This is a genomic window from Cellulophaga sp. Hel_I_12 (genome assembly GCF_000799565.1).
In the GTDB taxonomy this organism is placed as follows: domain Bacteria; phylum Bacteroidota; class Bacteroidia; order Flavobacteriales; family Flavobacteriaceae; genus Cellulophaga.
The window spans coordinates 3410841-3430961 of sequence record NZ_JUHB01000001.1 but is presented as its reverse complement, the minus strand read 5'-3'; the positions used below and the strand labels follow the sequence as shown (position 1 = coordinate 3430961).

Below are 20121 nucleotides of genomic sequence, written 5' to 3'. Positions count from 1 at the left end.
TGATTTTTAGAGAATCACTTAGTTTGAAAAAAAACACTGTAAAAATAGTCTTATTATTCTTAGGTTTAATCATCAGTTCTTGTAATACTCTTAAAAGAGTTGAAGATGACGAGCTGTTATTGGTTAAAAATAATATATTGGCTAATGGGGAGAAAGTGAACGACGAGAATATTAAAAGCTTAATTATTCAAAAACCAAATACTGCCTTATTCGGTTACCCGCTTAGCTTAAATATTTACAATCTCGCAAAAAGCAATCCAGACTCGTCATATCAAGCATGGCTTTATAAAAAGCCTAAACGAATAGAGCGCCTTAGGAAACTTATCTCCCAAAAACAATTAGACAGTCTTGGAGAATCTTTTTTTGTAAAAGGCTTCAGCAAGTGGCTTAAAAAAACAGGACAAGCCCCAGTTATTATTGACACCTCCAAAACTAGGAGGTCTATAGATCGCGTAAAAGCGTATTACGGCAATAGAGGCTATTTTAATGCCAGGGCAAACTTTAGGGTAGATAGTAGTAGCAGAAAACAAAGAGCTTTGATTACCTATGATCTTCAACTAGGAAATCCTTTTATAATTGATTCTACCTATCGCAGCATTGCTTCATCTGCGGTTGATTCTATTTACGAAAAAAATAAGGATAACTCTTTCATTAGGGCTAAATCACAATTCGAATTAAACAATCTGACCAATGAACGGGAGCGCTTAACCGATTTGTTCAGAAATAACGGCATTTATAATTTTCAAGAAAGTTCTATTTTTTACAATATCATTTCGGATACGGCTCGTGCAGCCAATGATCCAAATTTAAATATTGAATTAAACATTGATAATTTAAAAAAAAGAGGCGATAGTGCAAAGACCGAATACAAAGTATACACGTTTAAAAAAGTAAATATTTATGCAGATCACCTCTATGCTGATTTAAATTCTCCATTAGATTCTGTAGGTTATAATGGCTATACTATTTTTTTTAGAGACAAATTAAAATACAAACCAAAAGCACTTACCGATGCTATTTTTTTAGAAAAAGACAGTATTTACAGAGAAATCAATAGGCTTCGAACGTACCGACAAATCAGTAACTTAAACAATTTTAAATATCCAAACATTGAAATTCTACCAGACACTACGAACCATACTCTAGTGTCTAATATTTATCTCGCCGCAAGAGACAAGTATTCCTTTAATTTTGAGACCGACATAACACACTCAAACATTCAATTTGCTGGAATTTCTTTTACACCAGGTTTAAGTATTCGAAACGTTTTTGGAGGCGCAGAAAACTTGAGCATTTCTGCAAGAGCCAGTTTGGGTGCCTCTAGAGATGGCACCATACAAGATGATCGCTTTTTTAATGTTCAAGAATATGGGGGTGATGTTAATTTAGACCTTCCTCGAATCTGGTTTCCCTTGCTCAACACGAAAAAGATTATTCCCTACTATATGCTTCCTCAAACACGATTGTCATTAGGGACAAGTTTTCAACAAAACATAGGACTAGACAAGCAAACCTTTAATAGTATTTTGGGATATACTTGGACTCCAAAAACCGAAACCAAGCATGGCTTTGAATTGCTAAACGTACAGTATGTAAAAAATGTTAATATTAATCGCTTTTATAATGTCTACAGAAATAGCTTTAATCGCCTCAATGCCATCGCCAAACAAGATGTTTATGTAAACAACCCAGGCTTAGCTGGCTTATACGAAGATCCCGACAATGATGGAACAATAAGACTAAGTATTCCTGAGGGCACAAGAATTTTTACAGATACCATTTTATCTGGAAGTATTTCAGCTACTGCTACCGATTTTGACGAGGTTAGGAGTATCGAAGAAAGAAGAGAGCGTTTAAGTCAAAACAACTTAATATTTGCCTCAAACTATACCTTTTCGAAAAGTAATAAATCTAGTTTGACCGACAATAGTTTTCATCAATTTAAGATTAAGGTGGAAAGTGCTGGTAATTTACTGTCCCTGATGTCTACTATTGTCCCCTTCAATACCGATGAAAATAACGATAAATTAGTGTTTAGTGTTCCTTATTCACAATATATAAAAACAGAATTTGACTATATTAAGCATTGGGAAGTTTCACCGACACAGGTAATAGCCTTTAGGAGTTTTATAGGAGCCGCTATTCCCTACGGTAATTCTGATAACATACCCTTTGTACGAAGTTATTTTGCCGGTGGGTCTTATGACAATAGAGCTTGGAACCCTTATTCTTTAGGCCCAGGGAGAACCAACAATTTAAACGATTTTAACGAAGCCAATTTTAAATTGGCATTTAACCTAGAATATAGATTTCCTATGATTGGAAATTTTAAAGGATCCTTTTTTGCAGATGCTGGTAATATTTGGAATGTTTTGGATAATGTAAATGACCCCGACGCCACCTTTAATGGCCTAAGCTCCTTACAAGATATTGCCTTAGGCACAGGTTTTGGTATCCGGTATGATTTTACGTATTTTATCTTCAGAGTTGATTTAGGTTTTAAAACCTATAATCCGGCAGAAGAAATGAATAAAAGATGGTTTAGAGATTACAATTTTGCCAACTCCGTATTACAAATTGGTATTAATTACCCCTTTTAAATTTGGCGTACTGAGGTATTTTCGAAAACGAAATCGCAAGGCTAATATTTTTAGATTATGTTGTTTGGTCTTAAAAAACACAGGAGTCTCTTAATAATTTTATTACTTTTGTTTTTCATTTTAGATGTTTACTAATAAACTAGACTATTAAATTATGGCGCATACTATAAAACCAGGAGTTGCTACTGGAGATCAAGTACAAGAGATTTTTAATTACGCAAAAGAAAAAGGTTTTGCTTTACCGGCGGTTAATGTAATAGGGTCTGACACCATAAATGCTGTTTTAGAAACTGCTGCAAGTTTAAACTCGCCTGTTATCATTCAGTTTTCAAATGGTGGCGCTCAATTTAATGCAGGGAAAGGATTGTCTAACGATGGTCAAAAAGCGGCGATACATGGGGCTATCGCTGGTGCAAAGCACATTCACCAATTAGCAGAAGCTTACGGTGCGACGGTTATTTTACATACCGACCATTGTGCTAAAAAATTACTTCCTTGGATTGATGGTTTATTAGACGCAAGTGAAGCGCACTACGCTACAACCGGTAAATCCTTATTTAGCTCCCACATGATTGATTTATCTGAGGAGCCATTAGAAGAAAATATTGCGATCTGTAAACAATATTTAACCAGAATGGCAAAAATGGAAATGACTTTAGAAATAGAGTTAGGGATTACAGGAGGTGAAGAAGATGGTGTGGACAACTCAGATGTTGATGATTCAAAATTATACACCCAGCCAGAAGAAGTAGCTTACGCTTACGAAGAGCTTTCAAAAGTAAGTCCACGATTTACAATTGCAGCAGCCTTCGGTAACGTTCACGGTGTTTATAAGCCTGGAAACGTTAAATTAACTCCGAAAATCTTAAAGAATTCTCAGGAATATATTTCAAAAAAATACAATGTAGAACACAATCATATCGATTTTGTATTTCACGGAGGTTCAGGTTCTACCGTAGCAGAAATTCGTGAAGGAATTAGTTACGGAGTGATTAAAATGAATATCGATACCGATTTACAATATGCATTTTTAGAAGGCATTCGAGATTATATTCAAGACAAAAAAGATTTTTTACAATCTCAAATTGGCAATCCTAATGGAGCTGACGAGCCTAACAAAAAGTATTACGACCCAAGAGTTTGGTTACGTGAAGGCGAAAAGACCTTTGTGAACCGTCTTAAAAAGGCTTTTGAAGATTTAAACAATGTAAACACCTTATAATTTAATAAAACAATCCGTTTTTAACTAAATATTCAACCTATGTCGTCTTGGTTTAAAAGAAAAGAAAAAGGAATACAAACAGCAACGGAACAAAAAAAAGATACCCCGAGAGGACTTTGGTATAAATCGCCTACTGGAAAAATTGTGGAATCCGATGATTTAGCAAAAAATTTCTATGTAAGTCCAGAAGACGATTACCATGTTCGCGTTGGGAGTAAAGAATACTTTGAAATTTTATTTGATGATAATAAGTTTAAAGAACTCGATGCGAAACTTACGTCTAAAGATCCGCTTAAATTTGAGGATACTAAAAGATATGACGATCGTTTAAAAGCTGCAATGGCTAAAACAGGCTTAAAAGATGCCGTACGAACAGCAGTTGGTAAATCTTTTGGAAAAGATATTGTTATTTCTTGTATGGATTTTGCTTTTATCGGTGGTTCTATGGGTAGCGTTGTCGGTGAAAAAATTGCACGTGGTATCGATTATGCGATTAAAAAGAAAATGCCCTTTGTGATGATTTCAAAATCAGGTGGGGCTAGAATGATGGAAGCTGCTTTGTCTTTAATGCAATTAGCAAAAACTTCGGCAAAATTAGCACAGCTCGCAGAGGCAGGCTTGCCGTATATATCTGTATGTACGGATCCAACAACCGGCGGAACAACAGCATCTTACGCCATGTTGGGAGATATCAATATTGCTGAGCCAGGTGCCTTAATTGGTTTTGCAGGCCCAAGAGTGGTAAAAGAAGCTACAGGAAAAGAATTGCCTGAAGGTTTCCAAACCTCAGAATTTGTATTAGAACATGGCTTTTTAGACTTTATAGTACATCGAAGAGATTTAAAAACAAAAATAAATCTGTATGTAGATTTGATTCAGAATAATCCTATCAGATCATAAACCTATTTTATGGCAGGATGTAAACAAATATGATTTTTTTAAACAAACCCTTTTACTTTTCAGTAAAAGGGTTTGTTTATTTAAAGGGTTTGACCATCCGTACCTAGTTTGTAATATTTGGTTATTGCTTTAAGCTTAATACGATTTGATGCTTTACAAGAAATAGCGCTATTTCATCATCAAACAGCATGGCATAGGCAACTTTAGTGCTTCACTACTAAAATTAATTAAAAGAAATTTTGACTTGGTAAAAAGTATATTTAAAATTTTGATCGTATCCTCCCGGGCCTATAATTTATGGGCACTATAGAATCCCCAAAAAAATACAACGTGCTTTTCAAAAAATGAGCACAAAGTTTAATTCGTATTGTTTTTTTCTTAAAAAGTAGTATCTTTGCATCTTGATTGAAAATCAATCATATACATAAAAATCATTTAAAATAATATTGGAATGTATTTAACACAAGAAGTAAAAGCTGAAATTTTTAAAAAACACGGTGGCGAAGCAAAAAACACTGGATCTGCTGAAGGGCAAATTGCATTGTTTACACACCGAATTAACCACTTAACAGGGCATTTAAAAAACAACCGTAAGGATTATAACACGGAGCGTTCTTTAGTAAAGCTGGTGGGTAAAAGAAGAAGTCTTTTAGATTATTTGATTAAAAAAGATATTGTAAGATATCGTGCAATTATCAAAGAATTAGGTATTAGAAAATAATTTTTAAAGGGGAAGCTAAGCTTCCCCTTTTTTACGATTAGCCCTTTTATTTTTATAAAATTATTGGGTATTTAAAAGTCCCTAAGGCAATTTTAGGGCAACAAAAAGCTTGCATATAGTTTTTCATTGGTCAACACAACTACTACAGCACAACAACTGTCCCGCCTTGATAAAGCGAAAAGATCAAAGTTTAACTGACTTGTAAATAGCAAGTTATAAATCAATTTTATGATTCCAAAAGTTTTTAAAGAGGTCATAGACCTTGGCGATGGAAGAGAAATCTCTATCGAAACCGGAAAATTAGCGAAACAAGCTCATGGTTCGGTTGTAGTACAATCAGGAAAATGTATGTTATTATGTACAGTAGTTTCTAATTACAAACAAAGCGATGTAGATTTTTTACCTTTAACGGTAGATTATCGTGAAAAATTCGCAGCGTCTGGGCGTTACCCAGGAGGCTTTTTCAAAAGAGAGGCAAGACCAAGTGATGGCGAGGTATTAACGATGCGTTTAGTGGATCGTGTTTTACGTCCGCTTTTCCCAAAAGATTATCATTCTGAAACACAAGTGATGATTCAGTTGATGTCGCACGATGACGATGTTATGCCCGATGCAATGGCTGGTTTAGCGGCATCAGCAGCGATACAATTATCAGATTTTCCATTTGAATGTGCCATCTCTGAAGCAAGAGTTGGTCGTGTTGACGGAAAATTTATCATCAACCCAACAAGAGCTCAGTTATTAGAATCAGACATCGATATGATGATTGGCGCTTCTGCTGATTCTGTAATGATGGTAGAAGGTGAAATGGATGAAATTTCTGAAGAAGAAATGACCGAAGCTATTAAATTTGCGCACGAAGCCATTAAAGTACAATGTGCTGCTCAGGTAAAATTAGCGGAAGCTTTCGGAAAAAAAGAAGTTCGTACCTACGAGCCAGAACGTGAAGATGAAGCTTTAGCCAAAAAAGTTCACGATATGGCATACGATAAAGTATATGCTGTAGCCAGAGCTGCTTCTGCAAAACACGAACGTAGTGCTGCATTTGATGCCATTAAAGAAGAAATAAAAGCTTCATTTTCAGAAGAAGAAATGGCTGATTATGGCGGTATGGTTTCTAAATACTTCTATAAAGCTGAAAAAGCGGCTGTTCGTGATCTAACTTTAAATGAAGGTTTACGTTTAGATGGTCGTAAAACAGATGAAATTAGACCCATTTGGTGTGAGGTAGATTACTTACCATCCACACATGGTTCTTCTATTTTTACACGTGGAGAAACACAGGCTTTAGCCACAGTCACTTTAGGAACTTCAAGAGAAGCTAACCAAATAGATATGCCTTCATTTGAAGGTGAAGAGCGTTTTTATTTACATTATAACTTCCCTCCTTTTTCAACAGGTGAAGCAAGACCTATTCGTGGAACATCACGTAGAGAAGTGGGTCATGGTAACTTAGCACAACGTGCCTTAAAAGGTATGGTCCCTGCTGACTGCCCTTACACAGTTCGTGTTGTTTCAGAGGTATTAGAATCTAACGGTTCTTCGTCTATGGCAACTGTTTGTGCTGGAACAATGGCCTTAATGGATGCAGGTGTTCAATTGAAAAAACCAGTTTCTGGTATTGCTATGGGATTAATTTCTGATAGTACTTCTGGCAAATACGCTGTATTATCTGATATTTTAGGTGATGAAGATCACTTAGGTGATATGGATTTCAAAGTAACGGGTACAGCTGACGGTATTACCGCTTGCCAAATGGACATTAAGGTAAAAGGATTATCTTATGAAATTTTGGTGAATGCTTTAAAGCAAGCTCGTTTAGGACGTTTACATATTTTAGAGAAATTAGTCGAAACCATTGCTGCTCCAAATGCAGATGTTAAAGGACATGCTCCTAAAATGATTACGCGTCGTATTCCTAACGAATTCATTGGTGCATTAATCGGACCAGGTGGAAAAGTGATTCAAGAACTTCAAAAAACTACGAATACCACTATTGTGATCAACGAAGACCCTATTACAGAAGAAGGTATTGTTGAAATTTTAGGTGTTGGTAGCGAAGGTATTGATGCTGTGATGACAAAAATCGACTCTTTATTATTTAAACCTACTGTAGGTAACGCTTACCAAGTAAAAGTAATTAAGATGTTAGATTTTGGCGCTGTAGTTGAATATTTAGATGCTCCAGGCAACGAAGTTTTATTACACGTATCAGAATTAGCATGGGAACGCACGGAAAATGTTTCTGATGTGGTCAACATGGGTGATGTTTTTGAAGTGAAGTATTTTGGAGTAGATCCAAAAACACGCAAAGAAAAAGTTTCTCGTAAGGCATTGTTAGAAAAACCAGAAGGTTATGTAGCAAGACCACCAAGAGAAAATAACGATCGTGGTAGAAATGATCGCAATAGCGGTAGCAGAGATAGCAGAGATCGCAAACCAAGAAGAGACTAAACAGCTCTTTTTAAAATAGTAAAAGGCCCTAAATTCAAAATTTAGGGCCTTTTTTTGCTTTTTATCAAAAAAAGACATGCCAGATGTAACATTTTTCTTTTTTCTACGTATAACTTAATGCAACCTATGCACAACAGCATAAATTAGAAAGAATATTTAGATGAGACAGCTAAAGATTACAAAACAGGTAACCAACAGGGAAACCGCTTCGTTAGACAAATATTTACAAGAAATTGGTAAAGTAGATTTGATTACTGCCGATGAAGAAGTAGAATTAGCTCAGCGGATAAAAGCTGGTGATCAAGCCGCTTTGGAAAAATTAACCAAAGCCAATTTAAGATTCGTGGTATCTGTTGCAAAACAATACCAAAACCAAGGTTTAACCTTACCCGATTTAATTAACGAAGGTAACTTAGGTCTTATTAAAGCTGCTCAACGTTTTGACGAAACGCGTGGTTTTAAATTTATATCCTATGCCGTATGGTGGATTCGTCAATCTATCTTGCAAGCCTTAGCCGAACAGTCACGTATTGTTCGTTTGCCGTTGAACAAAATTGGATCTATTAACAAGATTAATAAAACTTTCGCCTTCTTGGAGCAAGCGCACGAGCGCCAGCCATCTCCCGAAGAAATTGCCAAAGAATTAGACATGACGGTTGAAGATGTAAAGCAATCCTTGAAAAACTCTGGTCGTCACGTATCGATGGATGCTCCTTTAATTGATGGTGAAGATTCTAACCTGTACGACGTATTACGTAGTGGTGAGTCTCCAAACCCTGATCGAGAATTGTTGCATGAATCTTTACGAACTGAAATCGAAAGAGCTTTAGAAACATTAACGCCACGTGAAGCAGATGTGATTCGCTTATACTTTGGTTTAGCAGGTCAACATTCGATGACTTTAGAAGAAATTGGTGAAACCTTCGACCTAACCAGAGAGCGCGTACGTCAAATAAAAGAAAAAGCGATTCGCAGGTTAAAGCACACCTCTAGAAGTAAAATTTTAAAAACATATCTTGGATAATAACCAAGCATGAATTTCAATTATTCTTTTTTTCACTATTGGAAAATTAACCAAATAATCGTAATTTGTGAACATTAACAACAGTTATCATGACTGTTCGTTTTTTGATTGATGAATAAACTCCGGCTGATTACCGGAGTTTTTAATTTTTAAAAAACTTTTAAAAGAAACACCGAACTAGAAATGCAAGATAGCCCAAAACAAGAACAGCCCAACAATCCACTTCACGGTGTAAAACTTGCTGATATGCTCGAATTTTTAGTAGAAAAATACGGCTGGAAAGAGTTGTCTTTGCAAATAAATATCAATTGTTTTAAAAGCAATCAAACTATAAAATCAAGTTTAAACTTTTTAAGAAAAACTCCATGGGCCCGTGAAAAAGTTGAGCATTTATATTTAAAGTCTATTTAAGAATAATGGCATTAAACCTTGTTTTATTTGAACCTGAAATACCGAATAATACCGGCAATATAGGCAGACTAAGTTTAGCTTCTGGTTGTCATCTACATCTAGTAAAGCCCTTTGGCTTTGAGTTAAGCGACAAACGCGTAAAACGTGCAGGTTTAGATTATTGGCAATACCTATCGCTTACTATTTATGAAAGCATAGAAGATTTTTATGTACAACACCAGGACAAGAATTTGGTTTATTTTTCGAGTCATGGTGAAAAAACACATTGGGAAATTCCCTTTGAAGAGGGTATGTTTTTAATATTCGGAAAAGAATCGGTTGGTTTACCCAAAGACATTATCCAAAAAAACGAAGATAAAGTATATAAAATACCCCTGTACAGCGAACATATTAGAAGTTTAAATGTATCGAATGCGGTAGCTATCGTTGTATATGAAGGATTGCGACAGCTTCATCTATAAAACAAAAGATTCAACTAGCCATATTGTAACTTACAGAAGTCTAGTTCCTGTTTATTACTTGGTATTTTATTCTTAAGGCTACAAGTAGCACCCTTGGCATGGCCTGTGGCATTAGCCTTCATATACTCGAAAAATGGTATCACCTAAAATCTAATTTTGTATTTTTGTAGCGCTCATAAAAGTGCTTCTTAAAAATGAAACAAACAAAAATTGCTCCTTCCTTACTTGCTGCCGATTTCGGAAACCTACAACGCGATGTAGAGATGGTAAATACTAGCGATGCTGATTGGCATCATATCGACATCATGGATGGTGTTTTTGTACCTAATATCTCGTACGGTATGCCTGTCGTAAAAGCTATTGCTAAACACGCTACAAAGCCTTTAGACGTACATTTAATGATTGTGGACCCTGATCGTTATATCAAAACTTTTGCAGATTTAGGTGCGGCTGTTTTGAGTGTTCATTATGAAGCATGTACACACTTACACCGAACATTACAAGCGATAAAAGCAGAAGGTATGAAAGCCGGGGTTGCGCTTAATCCGCATACCAATATTGCTTTATTAGAAGACACAATTAATGCTATTGATGTGGTTTGTTTAATGAGTGTTAATCCGGGTTTTGGCGGACAATCGTTTATAGAAAATACCTACGATAAAATAAAAGCTTTGAAAGCACTCATTTTAAGAAAAGGCGCCAATACTTTAATTGAAATTGATGGTGGTGTTTCTTCTGAAAATGCAAAAGCCTTAGTCGATGCTGGAGCTGATATTTTGGTCGCCGGTAGTTTTGTTTTTAACAGTAAAAACCCAACAGCGACTATTTCACAATTAAAGGAAATTACAAAATAATGAATAATTTTGATCTTGTCATTGTAGGGGGCGGCCCAATAGGCATTGCCTGTGGATTAGAGGCTCAAAAAAAAGGACTTAGCTATCTCATTGTGGAGAAAGGGGCCATCGTAAATTCACTTTACCACTACCCTATTAACATGCAATTTTTTTCTTCTTCTGAGAAACTAGAAATTGATGAAATACCGTTTATCAGTAACGAAGCCAAACCAAAACGGAACGAGGCTTTAGAATATTATCGCAGAATTGTCACCAGCAATAAATTAAACATTCATCTTTTTGAAGCCGTTGAAGCTATAAAAAAAATAGACACTACCTTTTCTATCAAAACTTCTAAGAGTACCTATACTGCGAAGCATGTTGTGATCGCTACCGGGTTTTATGATATTCCAAACCAACTAAATATTCCTGGCGAGGATTTAGAAAAAGTAAGTCATTACTACCATGACCCCCATTTTTATGCACAACAAAAAATAGCTGTCGTGGGTGCTAGTAATTCTGCTATTGATGCTGCACTTGAATGCTACAGAAAAGGTGCTGAAGTAACTTTAATTATACGCGGAGAAGAAGTAGGTCAACGTGTTAAATATTGGGTTCGCCCTGATATTATAAACCGTATAGAAGAAGGAAGTATTAAGGTATATTACAAGGCCTCACTAACAGAAATAGCACCAAAAAATATAAGCATAGCATCAGCAGGTAAAAAAGTTACCATTGCCAACGATTTTGTCCTAGCGTTGATTGGCTATAAACCCAATTTTGAATTTTTGAAAAAACTGGGTATTACACTTTCTCCTGACGACAAAAAACTTCCTACGTACAATCCTGATACCATGGAAACAAATATTGAAAATCTTTATTTAGCCGGCGTCATTTGTGGGGGTATGGAAACACACAAGTGGTTTATTGAAAATTCCAGAATTCACGCTCCAATGATCATGAATGCCATTTTAGCCAAATCAAATTAGTGAGTTCCAAGCTATACGCTAATTTTAAACCAATCAGGTCGCAATAGCATACTACACAAGCTCTTGATGCCTTATAGTGGCGTTGAAAGCTAAGGAGATTCCTGTGACATTAAAAGGGATTCCAAACGCTAAAAAAAATAGCTAAAATATAACAGGGCAAGTGTCATATTTCACAAAAATTGAACCTAGCATTGGTTTTACAGCGCTGGTTTTAAGTTTATTTTGAGACTATCAATAGCGGTAGAATCTGTTTTAACGTCTACTGGCACAATGCCCTGAATAGAATCGATAGCTACTGGCATTTTTGATAAAATTTCTAAAGAATCTCTTATTCGTAAGTTTTTTAAGTATAAGGTATCTGCTTTTGCAAATTCGTAAGCCTCTGTAGCATTAAATTCTAAAAAAGGTGGACAGGGAAAATAATCAAAACTATATTGAAAATTAGTTAAAATAGGTCGTTTCCAATAGCTTAAATTTTTAAAAATAGAGGCGACAATAGGTAAGGCTGTATTTGCCCCAGAACCCATTCGGGTACTTGAGAATTGCACTCTTTTATCAAAAGTACCCACCCAAGAACCTACAACCAATTCTGGTGATGCACCAATAAACCACCCATCCCCATTGTTTTGAGTAGTTCCCGTTTTCCCTATTAAGTTATAAGGTATCGCATAGCCCGCCATACGTGAAGCAGTACCCGAACTCACCACACTCTCCATCATTTTTTGAAGTTCCTTTACATGCTGATTACTCGCCACACGCCCATAATATGCTGGTTTGGCTTCATAGAGCACAGTACCTGTATCGTCTAAAATACGTTCAATAGTATAGGGTTTAATTTTACTACCCCCATTTGCAATGCTGGCATACGCCGAGACCATTTCAAGTAAACTAATATCCGCTGTACCTAAAACAATCGATGGTACCGCCGGCAATTCTGTTTCAATACCCATTTTTTTGGCTTGTGCCAGTACTCTTTCTATGCCCGTTCTGAGCTGTATGCCCACAGAAACAGTATTTATAGAATTTGCTAAAGCGCCATGCATACTATAGCTACCTCCATAAGCTCCGCCTGCATTTCGAGGTTGCCAATCCTCATACTTGGCATAGGTGAGCAAACGATTATCATAGTAATTACAGGGGTCTTGACCGGCCTCTAAGGCTGCTAAATAGGTAATAGGCTTAAAAGTAGAACCTACTTGCCGCGGCGTTTTGATATTATCAACCTGACTAAAACCATAATCTATACCTCCCACATAACCCATAATTCTGCCCGATGTAGCGCTCAAAACCAAAACACTGGCGTGTAATCGGTTGATACTTTTTGCAATAGAATCTTCTAAAGATTGAAGCTGATTTTTATAGCCCTCGCCTACGATCCAAAATTTTCTATTCTTTTTCTGTTGCACAAAAACACCGATTTCTTCTTTGGTTTTTCCTTGCTGCTTAAGATTTTTGACATCTAGGTTTTGATCTACTAATTTTTGAAGTAAAGAATCTTTTCCACCTTCAATGGTTGCCGCATCCCAATATTGGTCCATGAGCTTCTGTAAACTTACAATTTGACGGTTTAAGCCTGTTTCTGCATAGTTTTGAATCGATGTGTTTAAGGTGGTATAAATACTTAGTCCGTCGGCTTCTAAATCATAAATATGCCCATCCTCAGCAGGGTTGTCTTCCGCCCAATTTGAAAATTCTTCGGCTACTAAGTCCTTAAAGTAAGAAGAAAATGAAGAGGTTTTTTGAGGCGCTTGATAATCTAATTTTAAAGGTAAAATAGCAGCTTGTTTTTCCTCTGAAGTTAAAAAGCCGTACTTTTCCATTTGACTCAATACCACATTTCGCCTCAAAACAGCTCTCTCTGGATTTGTTCTTGGGTTGTAAAACGAAGGAGCTTTAAGTAAGCCCACTAAAGTGGCACTTTCTGTGAGGGTTAATTCTTCAGGAGCTTTATTAAAAAAACGATAGGATGCTTTTTCTAGGCCGTATAAATTTTCTCCGAAGGATACCGTATTAAAATATAACAACAGTATATCTTCTTTTGAATAAATACTTTCTAAACGTCTAGCAATAAATAACTCTCGAATTTTATTAATAGGGGTTGATAAAAAAAATTGCTTTTGTCTGCCGAATATATTTTTTGCCACTTGCTGGGTTACCGTACTACCACCACCTGCATTTTGACCCATGAGAATAGATTTTACAAAAACACGACCATAGCTTCGGTAATCAATACCCTTATGGGTATAAAACCGACTATCTTCTGTTGCAACGAGCGCATTTTTTATACCTTCTGTTAATTGTGTACTGTCTATATTGGACCTATTTTGTAAGTAATAATAACCAATAGCTTCGTTATTGGAAGCATATAAGGTAGAGGTAATAGGATTTTTTAACTGCTTTAAGTACTCCTTGGTCGGTAACTTACCAAAAGCCCCAAAATAAATCAAAACAACAAAAAAGATTAAAAAAACTACACCTGTACTCAGGATGTAAAAAAAGCTTTTAAAAGGATGTTTTTTTATAAACTTAAAAACTTTTGTAGCTTTTACTGCCAGTTGATCCCTTAAGTTTTTGAGTTTTTCCATAGTGACAAGATACTACCAAAATTTAATTTTCTACTACTAGAAAGCTGCGCAAAATTATACTTTTTTTTAACATCAACTAAAAATTCACTTTTTTACCGAAACATGCCTATTCGTTCAGCTCATTTTTTTAATACGAAGCTAGGCCAAAGGGGATCGTTCACTAAGTAAACGATGCTTAAGCGAAACACACCTAGTTATTTTCTTTAGGCATTGCTTTTAGGCCACAACCTAGGCATTAGGCTAAGGTTTACCCTTAACCAATGATTTAGATCAAAAAACCTCCCACAGAGTCCCCTTATATTGTACGAACTCTGTGGTGATCAAACCGAAAATTATACAGTTTCCAAAAAAAAGAACGAAAATATCAACCCATGGATGAACACCTATTTGGGTTTTCAGTTAATGCCCTTAAAGTGATGAACTGCGTTGATTCCTCAAAGCTCCGCTTTGAAAATAGTAAAAACAAAAAAACGCTCAAGTAAACTTGGCGTTTTTTTTTATTTCACTATTTATTCGTGACCTCGAAGGGATTCGAACCCCCAACCATCAGAGCCGAAATCTGATATTCTATCCAGTTGAACTACGAGGCCTTATTCCGAGCGCAAGCCACGGAAATTTTTTGTATTACACTAAATTCTTTTTTACTAAGTTTGAAATGGTTTTGCCATCTGCTTTACCAGCCAACTCAGTGGAGACTATACCCATAACCTTCCCCATATCTTTCATTCCCTGTGCACCCATATCTTCAATGGCTTTTACAATCACCTTCTCTACTTCTTCTTCTGATAATTGTTCAGGTAAAAACTTCTCAATAACAGCAATTTGTGCTAATTCTGGTGCCGCCAAATCTTCCCTATTTTGTGCCGTGAATATTGCTGCACTATCCTTACGCTGCTTTACCAGTTTTTGAACCAATTGAATTTCTGTCTCTGCCGAAATTGCCGCTCCAGATCCGGTTTCAGTTTGTATTAATAACAAGGCCGATTTGATGGCTCTTAACGATTCTAAGGCTACTTTATCTTTAGCCTTCATCGCTGTTTTCATCTCGTTCATTACCTTTTCTTGCAAACTCATAATTTCGTTTTTTCAGCAGTGCAAATATAAAAAATAAACCCGAAGATATAGGTTATTTAAAACTTTAAAAGTGTTTATATCCTAGATGTTCCATAAGGCTATTGTTCCCCTTAATTTTTGATCCTGATGTGTACATTTAGCATTATAATCTTCTTTTAAAACAGCTTAATTATTTCCATTTTTTCGTAAAAGGAGAAATCCTTTTCGTAAAATTTATACCCTAAAACCATCAATGCCCGCCTATTAGTGTTCTTCACCACCTTTAAATTGGTGCTAAAAAGTTATTTATATTAGCTATGTTTGCGCACTAAATCAAACCTCTTGTTATTTAATTCTATAGCTTTTTTATTATTTCTTCCTACGGTCTTTTTGCTGTATTGGTTTGTGTTCGATAAAAAATTAAAACAGCAAAACTTCCTTATCCTAGTAAGTTCTTATGTGTTTTATGGCTGGTGGGACTACCGATTTTTAATGCTAATTGCCATCTCTACTCTTGTGGACTACCTTATCGGCTTACAACTGAGCAAGTTTAACGAGCTACTAAAAAGAAAAGCTTTACTCTGGATAAGCATGCTATTTAACCTTGGGGTCTTGGGCTTTTTTAAATACTATAATTTCTTTATTGAGTCATGGTTGGAAGCTTTACATGCTGTAGGCTATGCGACTGAAAATAATTGGACGGTACACATTATTTTACCTATTGGTATATCCTTTTATACGTTTCAAACCATGTCGTATACGATTGACGTCTATAAAAAAAATTTAGAACCCACTAAAGACCTCATTGCCTTCGCCTCATTTGTGTCCTTTTTCCCGCAATTAGTTGCTGGCCCCATCGAAAGAGCGACCAATTTACTGCCTCAAATAATAAACAAAAGAAAGTTTAGCTACGAGCAAGGCGTTCAGGGCTTACGATTGATTCTTTGGGGGCTCTTTAAAAAGGTAGTCATTGCAGATTCTTTAGCCCCAATGGTCAATGAAATTTTTGGAAACTATCAACACCTTGGGAGTGCGTCCTTATGGATGGGAGCTATTTATTTTGCCTTTCAAATCTATTGTGATTTTAGTGGGTATTCCGACATTGCTATTGGTACTTCTAAATTATTTGGCTTTGAGTTAATGTCGAACTTTAAGTTTCCTTATTTTTCTAGAAATATTGCAGAATTTTGGAGAAGATGGCATATTTCTTTATCCACGTGGTTTAGAGATTACCTATACATTCCCTTAGGGGGATCCAAATTTGGTAAGTGGGTATCTTTAAGAAACATTTTTATTATTTTTATAGTAAGCGGCTTTTGGCACGGGGCCAATTGGACGTTTATCGTTTGGGGGGGCATTCACGCCTTGCTCTATATTCCCTCCTTCATTTTCAATTCGAATAGAAAATACTTAAGTTCGGTTGTCGCCGAAAATTCATGGTTCCCTTCTATAAAAGAACTCTTTCAAATGACAAGCACTTTTATTTTTGTAACTATGGCATGGGTCTTTTTTAGAAGTGATACCATTGCCATAGCCTACGAATATGTATTAGGGATGTTTACAAGATATAGTGATGCTAAGGTAAATTTAAATGGTATTATTTACCTTGTGGTATTACTTTTAAGTGAGTGGTTCTTGAGAAAAAATGAAAGAAGTTTTATTTTACCCAAAAATCTATATTTCAGGTATTCAATTTATGTTGTATTGATTATAGTCGTCTACAGTAAATTTTTTAATACCGAAAATGAATTTATATATTTTCAATTTTGATGAGGCTCTTATTTTTAATAGGTATTGGTTTCGAAACAAAAAAATCTAGTCTGACTTTAAAAATACGGCATCTAGATTAAACTATAAGATCATGAAAAAATTTCTTAGAAAAATTAGCTACTTTGTAAGTGTTCTAGCCATAGGATATCTTTCTGTTTTCTTTTTAGTTTTTATGACTTTTAAGTTCGTAGTCACTGATTTTCATAAAGATAAAGGCAACTATGCCAATGAATATAATGCGTTTTTTCAAAAAAAAGATGGAGAAATTCTTATTTTGGGATCTTCCAGGGCGGCAGCTTCCTTAGATGCACATTTAATGACCAATGAGTTAAATTTGAAATCTTATAATTTGGCCTTTACACAGTCGAACATTACCTATAGTCATCATTTACTCAAATATTATCTAGCCCAATCTAACAAAAAACCACAATATATTATTTTAGACATGTCATGGTTTTCTTTTGACAAGAATCGTTTAGGCTATAAAGATTATGCCTCGTATTTTGCATTTAACGATCTCAACACTTTTCGTGAAGAGTTCTTTTCTACCCGTACCAGCTATATCCCTATGGGCTTAATAACGATTATTCGCAGTTTAACCAGAGAAAGCGATGACTACTTTGATTTTTTAAGCAGTAGAAGTATTAAAAATCCTGAACAAAACGAAAACAAGAAATCGTATGAATTTTTACCCAATGACGATGGTTTCCTAAAAACATTTCCTGCTGGCAAATCACAAATAGATACTTTTGAAGTAGCATCGTATAAAAAAATCATTGAATTAGCAGAAGCCAACGGAATAAAGATAATATTGTATACCTCTCCTGAAGACGAACTTTTTTCAAAGTCCCAGAAAAATAGAGCAGAAGTGTATGAGATAATTTCTGAAAATTGCACCAATTGTTTGGTTTTAGATTACTCCTTACATGGAAATCAATATGCTAAAGACTTTGAACTACTTCTAGGAGATTCACATCATATCTATTTCAGGGAACTATTTACCTCTTACTTTATCAAGGATTTAAAGAAAAGCATTGGCCTAGATTAAAAAAGTAAAAACCCGAAAACATACCTTATTTTCGGGTTTTAAAACTATTTATAATTTGGTTTTAGTCTACGTTGTCGTGTAAAAATGAATTGTTAGAACGTATTTGTATTTCGTCGTTACTGTCTTCACTTAAAGAGGTTCTTGAAATTCTATTTTCTCTATTCACTTCATTTAAACTAACACCTTGCCTTTTGTAAGCCGGATGTTTTTCTATTTCATCGAGACGTTGTGCACTATTCGTTTGAAATTTATAATTAAAATCTTTCAGCTTTCTTTTTCGTTCTTCAGATCTGCTTCTTAATAATTCCTCTAAGGGCATATCCATGGGATCTATTTCTGCATCTTGATGGCTTTTCGAAATGGGTCTTTCAACAGTTTTTCGTTCAAAAACAATATCATCTTCAATCAATTTTGGCTCAAAATTCTCCGCTTTAGACGTGGCACCTGTTAATTTATTTTCTAGTTCCATATAGTCATCAAGACTATATCGTTTTTCACCTTCCTTGTTGTATTCTAATACAGGAATAACTTCAATATGTTCCTTTACTTCAATATCTTTAACTTCATCATCTAATGAAAACAAAAATACATTCTCTTTTTCTTTGGGTTTTTCATTTTTAGTGGCTGAATTTTCAGCCATATCAAAACTAAAAAGAAATTGGTCGTCTTCAACCTTTGCAGAAGTTACTGTTATAGGCTCAATAACCTTTATATTATTTATTTTTGATTTTGAATTCACGATAACAAAATCTTCATCTACATTTTCTGCTCTAACTTCTTCGTAGAAAACATTAAAGTTTTTGATAAAACTAGAGCTTGGAATCAAATCCATTTCCGGTTTCTCTACCTCCAAAACATGCTTCACAATCTTAGGCTCTTCTTCAATTTCTTTCTTAACAGCAGCTTGAGGTGTTTTTTCCTCTTCCTCTAATTTAAATACTACATTTTCAGCACCTAGTAAATGTTGTTCTGCTTTTTGTTCATCCCCTAAGGTATGAATGATTTTTTTTGACTCTGTATTTACAATCGTATCCTGTTGGTCTATGTTAAACCCCGTAGCGATGACGGTAACGGCGATGGCCTCACCTAGCGTTTCATCTTCACCAACTCCCATAATAATGTTAGCCCCATGACCTGCTTCTCCTTGAATATGATCGTTTATTTCTCCAATTTCATCAATTGTAATTTCTTTACTTCCAGAAACAATTAATAACAATACATTTTTTGCGCCTGCAATTTTGTTGTCATTCAATAAAGGAGAATCTAATGCCTGTGTGATAGCTTCGTTAGCTCTTGAATTGCCTGAAGCTGTTGCCGAACCCATGATCGCCGTACCGCTATTCGAGAGTACCGTTTTAGCATCACGTAAATCGATGTTTTGTGTATAATGGTGGGTTATTACTTCTGCGATTCCTCTAGCGGCAGTTGCCAATACTTCATCTGCCTTAGAAAAACCTGCTTTAAAACCTAAATTTCCATAAACTTCTCGAAGCTTATTATTGTTAATAATAATTAAAGAATCTACATTTTTACGTAATTTTTCGATACCAGCTTGAGCCTGCTTGGTTCTCATTTGACCTTCAAAGACAAAAGGAATGGTGACAATACCAACCGTAAGGATATCCAGTTCCTTAGCTTGTTTAGCTATCATTGGTGCCGCTCCAGTTCCAGTACCACCGCCCATTCCGGCCGTTATAAAAACCATTTTGGTATTGGTACCCAACATGTTTTTTATTTCCTCCATGCTTTCTATGGCAGATTGCTCCCCCACTTCAGGATTTGCTCCAGCTCCAAGACCCTCAGTTAAGGAAACCCCTAGTTGAATTTTGTTGGGAACGCTACTGTTATCTAGTGCTTGCGAATCCGTATTACAAATAATAAAATCAACGCCGTTAATGCCTGCTGTATACATGTGATTAATGGCATTGCTACCTCCACCACCAACGCCGATTACTTTTATTACATTACTTTGATTTTTTGGTAAATCAAAGGCTATACTTCCAAATTCGTTATTGTTGCTCATCCTATTTGTATTACTGGTTATACTGTG

Annotated in this window: 15 protein-coding genes and 1 tRNA gene; 12 read left to right on the top strand and 4 right to left on the bottom strand. The window is 35.5% G+C overall.

The features are described from left to right. Positions 1 to 23: 23 nt before the first annotated feature. The 10 genes from GQ45_RS14875 (at position 24) to GQ45_RS14830 (ending at position 11615) form a co-directional block, all read left to right on the top strand. Entirely contained in the window at positions 24 to 2600 is a 2577-nt protein-coding gene (locus tag GQ45_RS14875) for a BamA/TamA family outer membrane protein (protein WP_047420479.1), read from the top strand. 154 nt (positions 2601 to 2754) lie between these two features. Continuing rightward, the gene (gene fbaA / locus GQ45_RS14870; protein WP_047419214.1) at positions 2755 to 3822 is read left to right on the top strand and encodes a class II fructose-bisphosphate aldolase; all 1068 of its coding nucleotides are present in this window, start codon (positions 2755 to 2757) and stop codon (positions 3820 to 3822) included. 39 nt (positions 3823 to 3861) lie between these two features. After that, positions 3862 to 4722: an acetyl-CoA carboxylase, carboxyltransferase subunit beta gene (gene accD / locus GQ45_RS14865; protein ID WP_047419212.1), complete on the top strand. Its 861-nt coding sequence runs from the start codon at positions 3862 to 3864 to the stop codon at positions 4720 to 4722. Between the two features lie 451 nt (positions 4723 to 5173). Next, on the top strand, positions 5174 to 5443 hold the full coding sequence (rpsO, locus tag GQ45_RS14860) for a 30S ribosomal protein S15 (RefSeq protein WP_047419210.1): 270 nt from the start codon (positions 5174 to 5176) through the stop codon (positions 5441 to 5443). Between the two features lie 228 nt (positions 5444 to 5671). Further along, complete coding sequence (locus GQ45_RS14855; protein WP_047419208.1) at positions 5672 to 7897, top strand: polyribonucleotide nucleotidyltransferase; 2226 nt, start codon at positions 5672 to 5674, stop codon at positions 7895 to 7897. A gap of 160 nt (positions 7898 to 8057) precedes the next feature. Then, positions 8058 to 8921, top strand: a complete 864-nt coding sequence (locus tag GQ45_RS14850) for an RNA polymerase sigma factor RpoD/SigA (protein ID WP_047419207.1) — start codon at positions 8058 to 8060, stop codon at positions 8919 to 8921. Positions 8922 to 9104: 183 nt separating this feature from the next. After that, a complete protein-coding gene (locus tag GQ45_RS14845) occupies positions 9105 to 9332 on the top strand; it encodes a VF530 family DNA-binding protein (RefSeq protein ID WP_047419205.1) in 228 nt (75 codons plus the stop codon). 5 nt (positions 9333 to 9337) lie between these two features. Then, positions 9338 to 9793, top strand: a complete 456-nt coding sequence (locus GQ45_RS14840; protein ID WP_047419202.1) for a tRNA (cytidine(34)-2'-O)-methyltransferase — start codon at positions 9338 to 9340, stop codon at positions 9791 to 9793. 194 nt (positions 9794 to 9987) lie between these two features. Further along, the gene (gene rpe / locus GQ45_RS14835; protein WP_047419199.1) at positions 9988 to 10647 is read left to right on the top strand and encodes a ribulose-phosphate 3-epimerase; all 660 of its coding nucleotides are present in this window, start codon (positions 9988 to 9990) and stop codon (positions 10645 to 10647) included. Beyond that, positions 10647 to 11615 carry a YpdA family putative bacillithiol disulfide reductase gene (locus GQ45_RS14830; RefSeq protein WP_047419197.1) on the top strand — a complete coding sequence of 323 codons (969 nt, stop codon included), beginning with the start codon at positions 10647 to 10649 and terminating at the stop codon, positions 11613 to 11615. The genes rpe and GQ45_RS14830 overlap by 1 nt, the downstream gene beginning before the upstream one ends. Before the next feature lie 197 nt (positions 11616 to 11812). Here the strand turns inward: GQ45_RS14830 and GQ45_RS14825 are convergent, their stop codons facing one another. The 3 genes from GQ45_RS14825 to GQ45_RS14815 all read right to left on the bottom strand — a co-directional run bounded on the left by GQ45_RS14825 (position 11813) and on the right by GQ45_RS14815 (position 15274). Beyond that, the gene (locus GQ45_RS14825) at positions 11813 to 14200 is read right to left on the bottom strand and encodes a transglycosylase domain-containing protein (protein ID WP_047419195.1); all 2388 of its coding nucleotides are present in this window, start codon (positions 14198 to 14200) and stop codon (positions 11813 to 11815) included. Between the two features lie 516 nt (positions 14201 to 14716). Continuing rightward, positions 14717 to 14790 (bottom strand) — tRNA-Arg (locus GQ45_RS14820). Positions 14791 to 14824: 34 nt separating this feature from the next. Next, positions 14825 to 15274, bottom strand: coding sequence for a GatB/YqeY domain-containing protein (locus tag GQ45_RS14815; RefSeq protein ID WP_047419193.1), 450 nt, complete (start codon positions 15272 to 15274; stop codon positions 14825 to 14827). A 300-nt stretch (positions 15275 to 15574) separates the two neighbouring features. Here GQ45_RS14815 and GQ45_RS14810 point away from each other — a divergent pair, with 300 nt between their 5' ends. After that, positions 15575 to 17023 (top strand): MBOAT family protein, encoded by a 1449-nt coding sequence (locus GQ45_RS14810; RefSeq protein WP_369798308.1) that lies wholly within the window; start codon positions 15575 to 15577, stop codon positions 17021 to 17023. Between the two features lie 91 nt (positions 17024 to 17114). After that, positions 17115 to 18071, top strand: a complete 957-nt coding sequence (locus tag GQ45_RS14805) for a hypothetical protein (protein WP_047419190.1) — start codon at positions 17115 to 17117, stop codon at positions 18069 to 18071. Positions 18072 to 18132: 61 nt separating this feature from the next. Here GQ45_RS14805 and ftsZ read toward each other — a convergent pair whose 3' ends face one another. Further along, positions 18133 to 20094: a cell division protein FtsZ gene (gene ftsZ, locus GQ45_RS14800; protein ID WP_047419188.1), complete on the bottom strand. Its 1962-nt coding sequence runs from the start codon at positions 20092 to 20094 to the stop codon at positions 18133 to 18135. Positions 20095 to 20121: the final 27 nt, after the last annotated feature.

Excerpts from the sequence above, each read along its gene's own strand:
- GQ45_RS14840 (WP_047419202.1), top strand. The coding sequence starts at position 9,338 with ATGGCATTAAACCTTGTTTTATTTGAACCTGAAATACCGAATAATACC.
- rpsO (WP_047419210.1), top strand. The coding sequence starts at position 5,174 with ATGTATTTAACACAAGAAGTAAAAGCTGAAATTTTTAAAAAACACGGT.
- accD (WP_047419212.1), top strand. The coding sequence starts at position 3,862 with ATGTCGTCTTGGTTTAAAAGAAAAGAAAAAGGAATACAAACAGCAACG.
- GQ45_RS14825 (WP_047419195.1), bottom strand. The coding sequence starts at position 14,200 with ATGGAAAAACTCAAAAACTTAAGGGATCAACTGGCAGTAAAAGCTACA.
- rpe (WP_047419199.1), top strand. The coding sequence starts at position 9,988 with ATGAAACAAACAAAAATTGCTCCTTCCTTACTTGCTGCCGATTTCGGA.
- GQ45_RS14830 (WP_047419197.1), top strand. The coding sequence starts at position 10,647 with ATGAATAATTTTGATCTTGTCATTGTAGGGGGCGGCCCAATAGGCATT.
- GQ45_RS14805 (WP_047419190.1), top strand. The coding sequence starts at position 17,115 with ATGAAAAAATTTCTTAGAAAAATTAGCTACTTTGTAAGTGTTCTAGCC.
- fbaA (WP_047419214.1), top strand. The coding sequence starts at position 2,755 with ATGGCGCATACTATAAAACCAGGAGTTGCTACTGGAGATCAAGTACAA.
- GQ45_RS14815 (WP_047419193.1), bottom strand. The coding sequence starts at position 15,274 with ATGAGTTTGCAAGAAAAGGTAATGAACGAGATGAAAACAGCGATGAAG.
- GQ45_RS14845 (WP_047419205.1), top strand. The coding sequence starts at position 9,105 with ATGCAAGATAGCCCAAAACAAGAACAGCCCAACAATCCACTTCACGGT.
- GQ45_RS14855 (WP_047419208.1), top strand. The coding sequence starts at position 5,672 with ATGATTCCAAAAGTTTTTAAAGAGGTCATAGACCTTGGCGATGGAAGA.
- ftsZ (WP_047419188.1), bottom strand. The coding sequence starts at position 20,094 with ATGAGCAACAATAACGAATTTGGAAGTATAGCCTTTGATTTACCAAAA.
- GQ45_RS14850 (WP_047419207.1), top strand. The coding sequence starts at position 8,058 with ATGAGACAGCTAAAGATTACAAAACAGGTAACCAACAGGGAAACCGCT.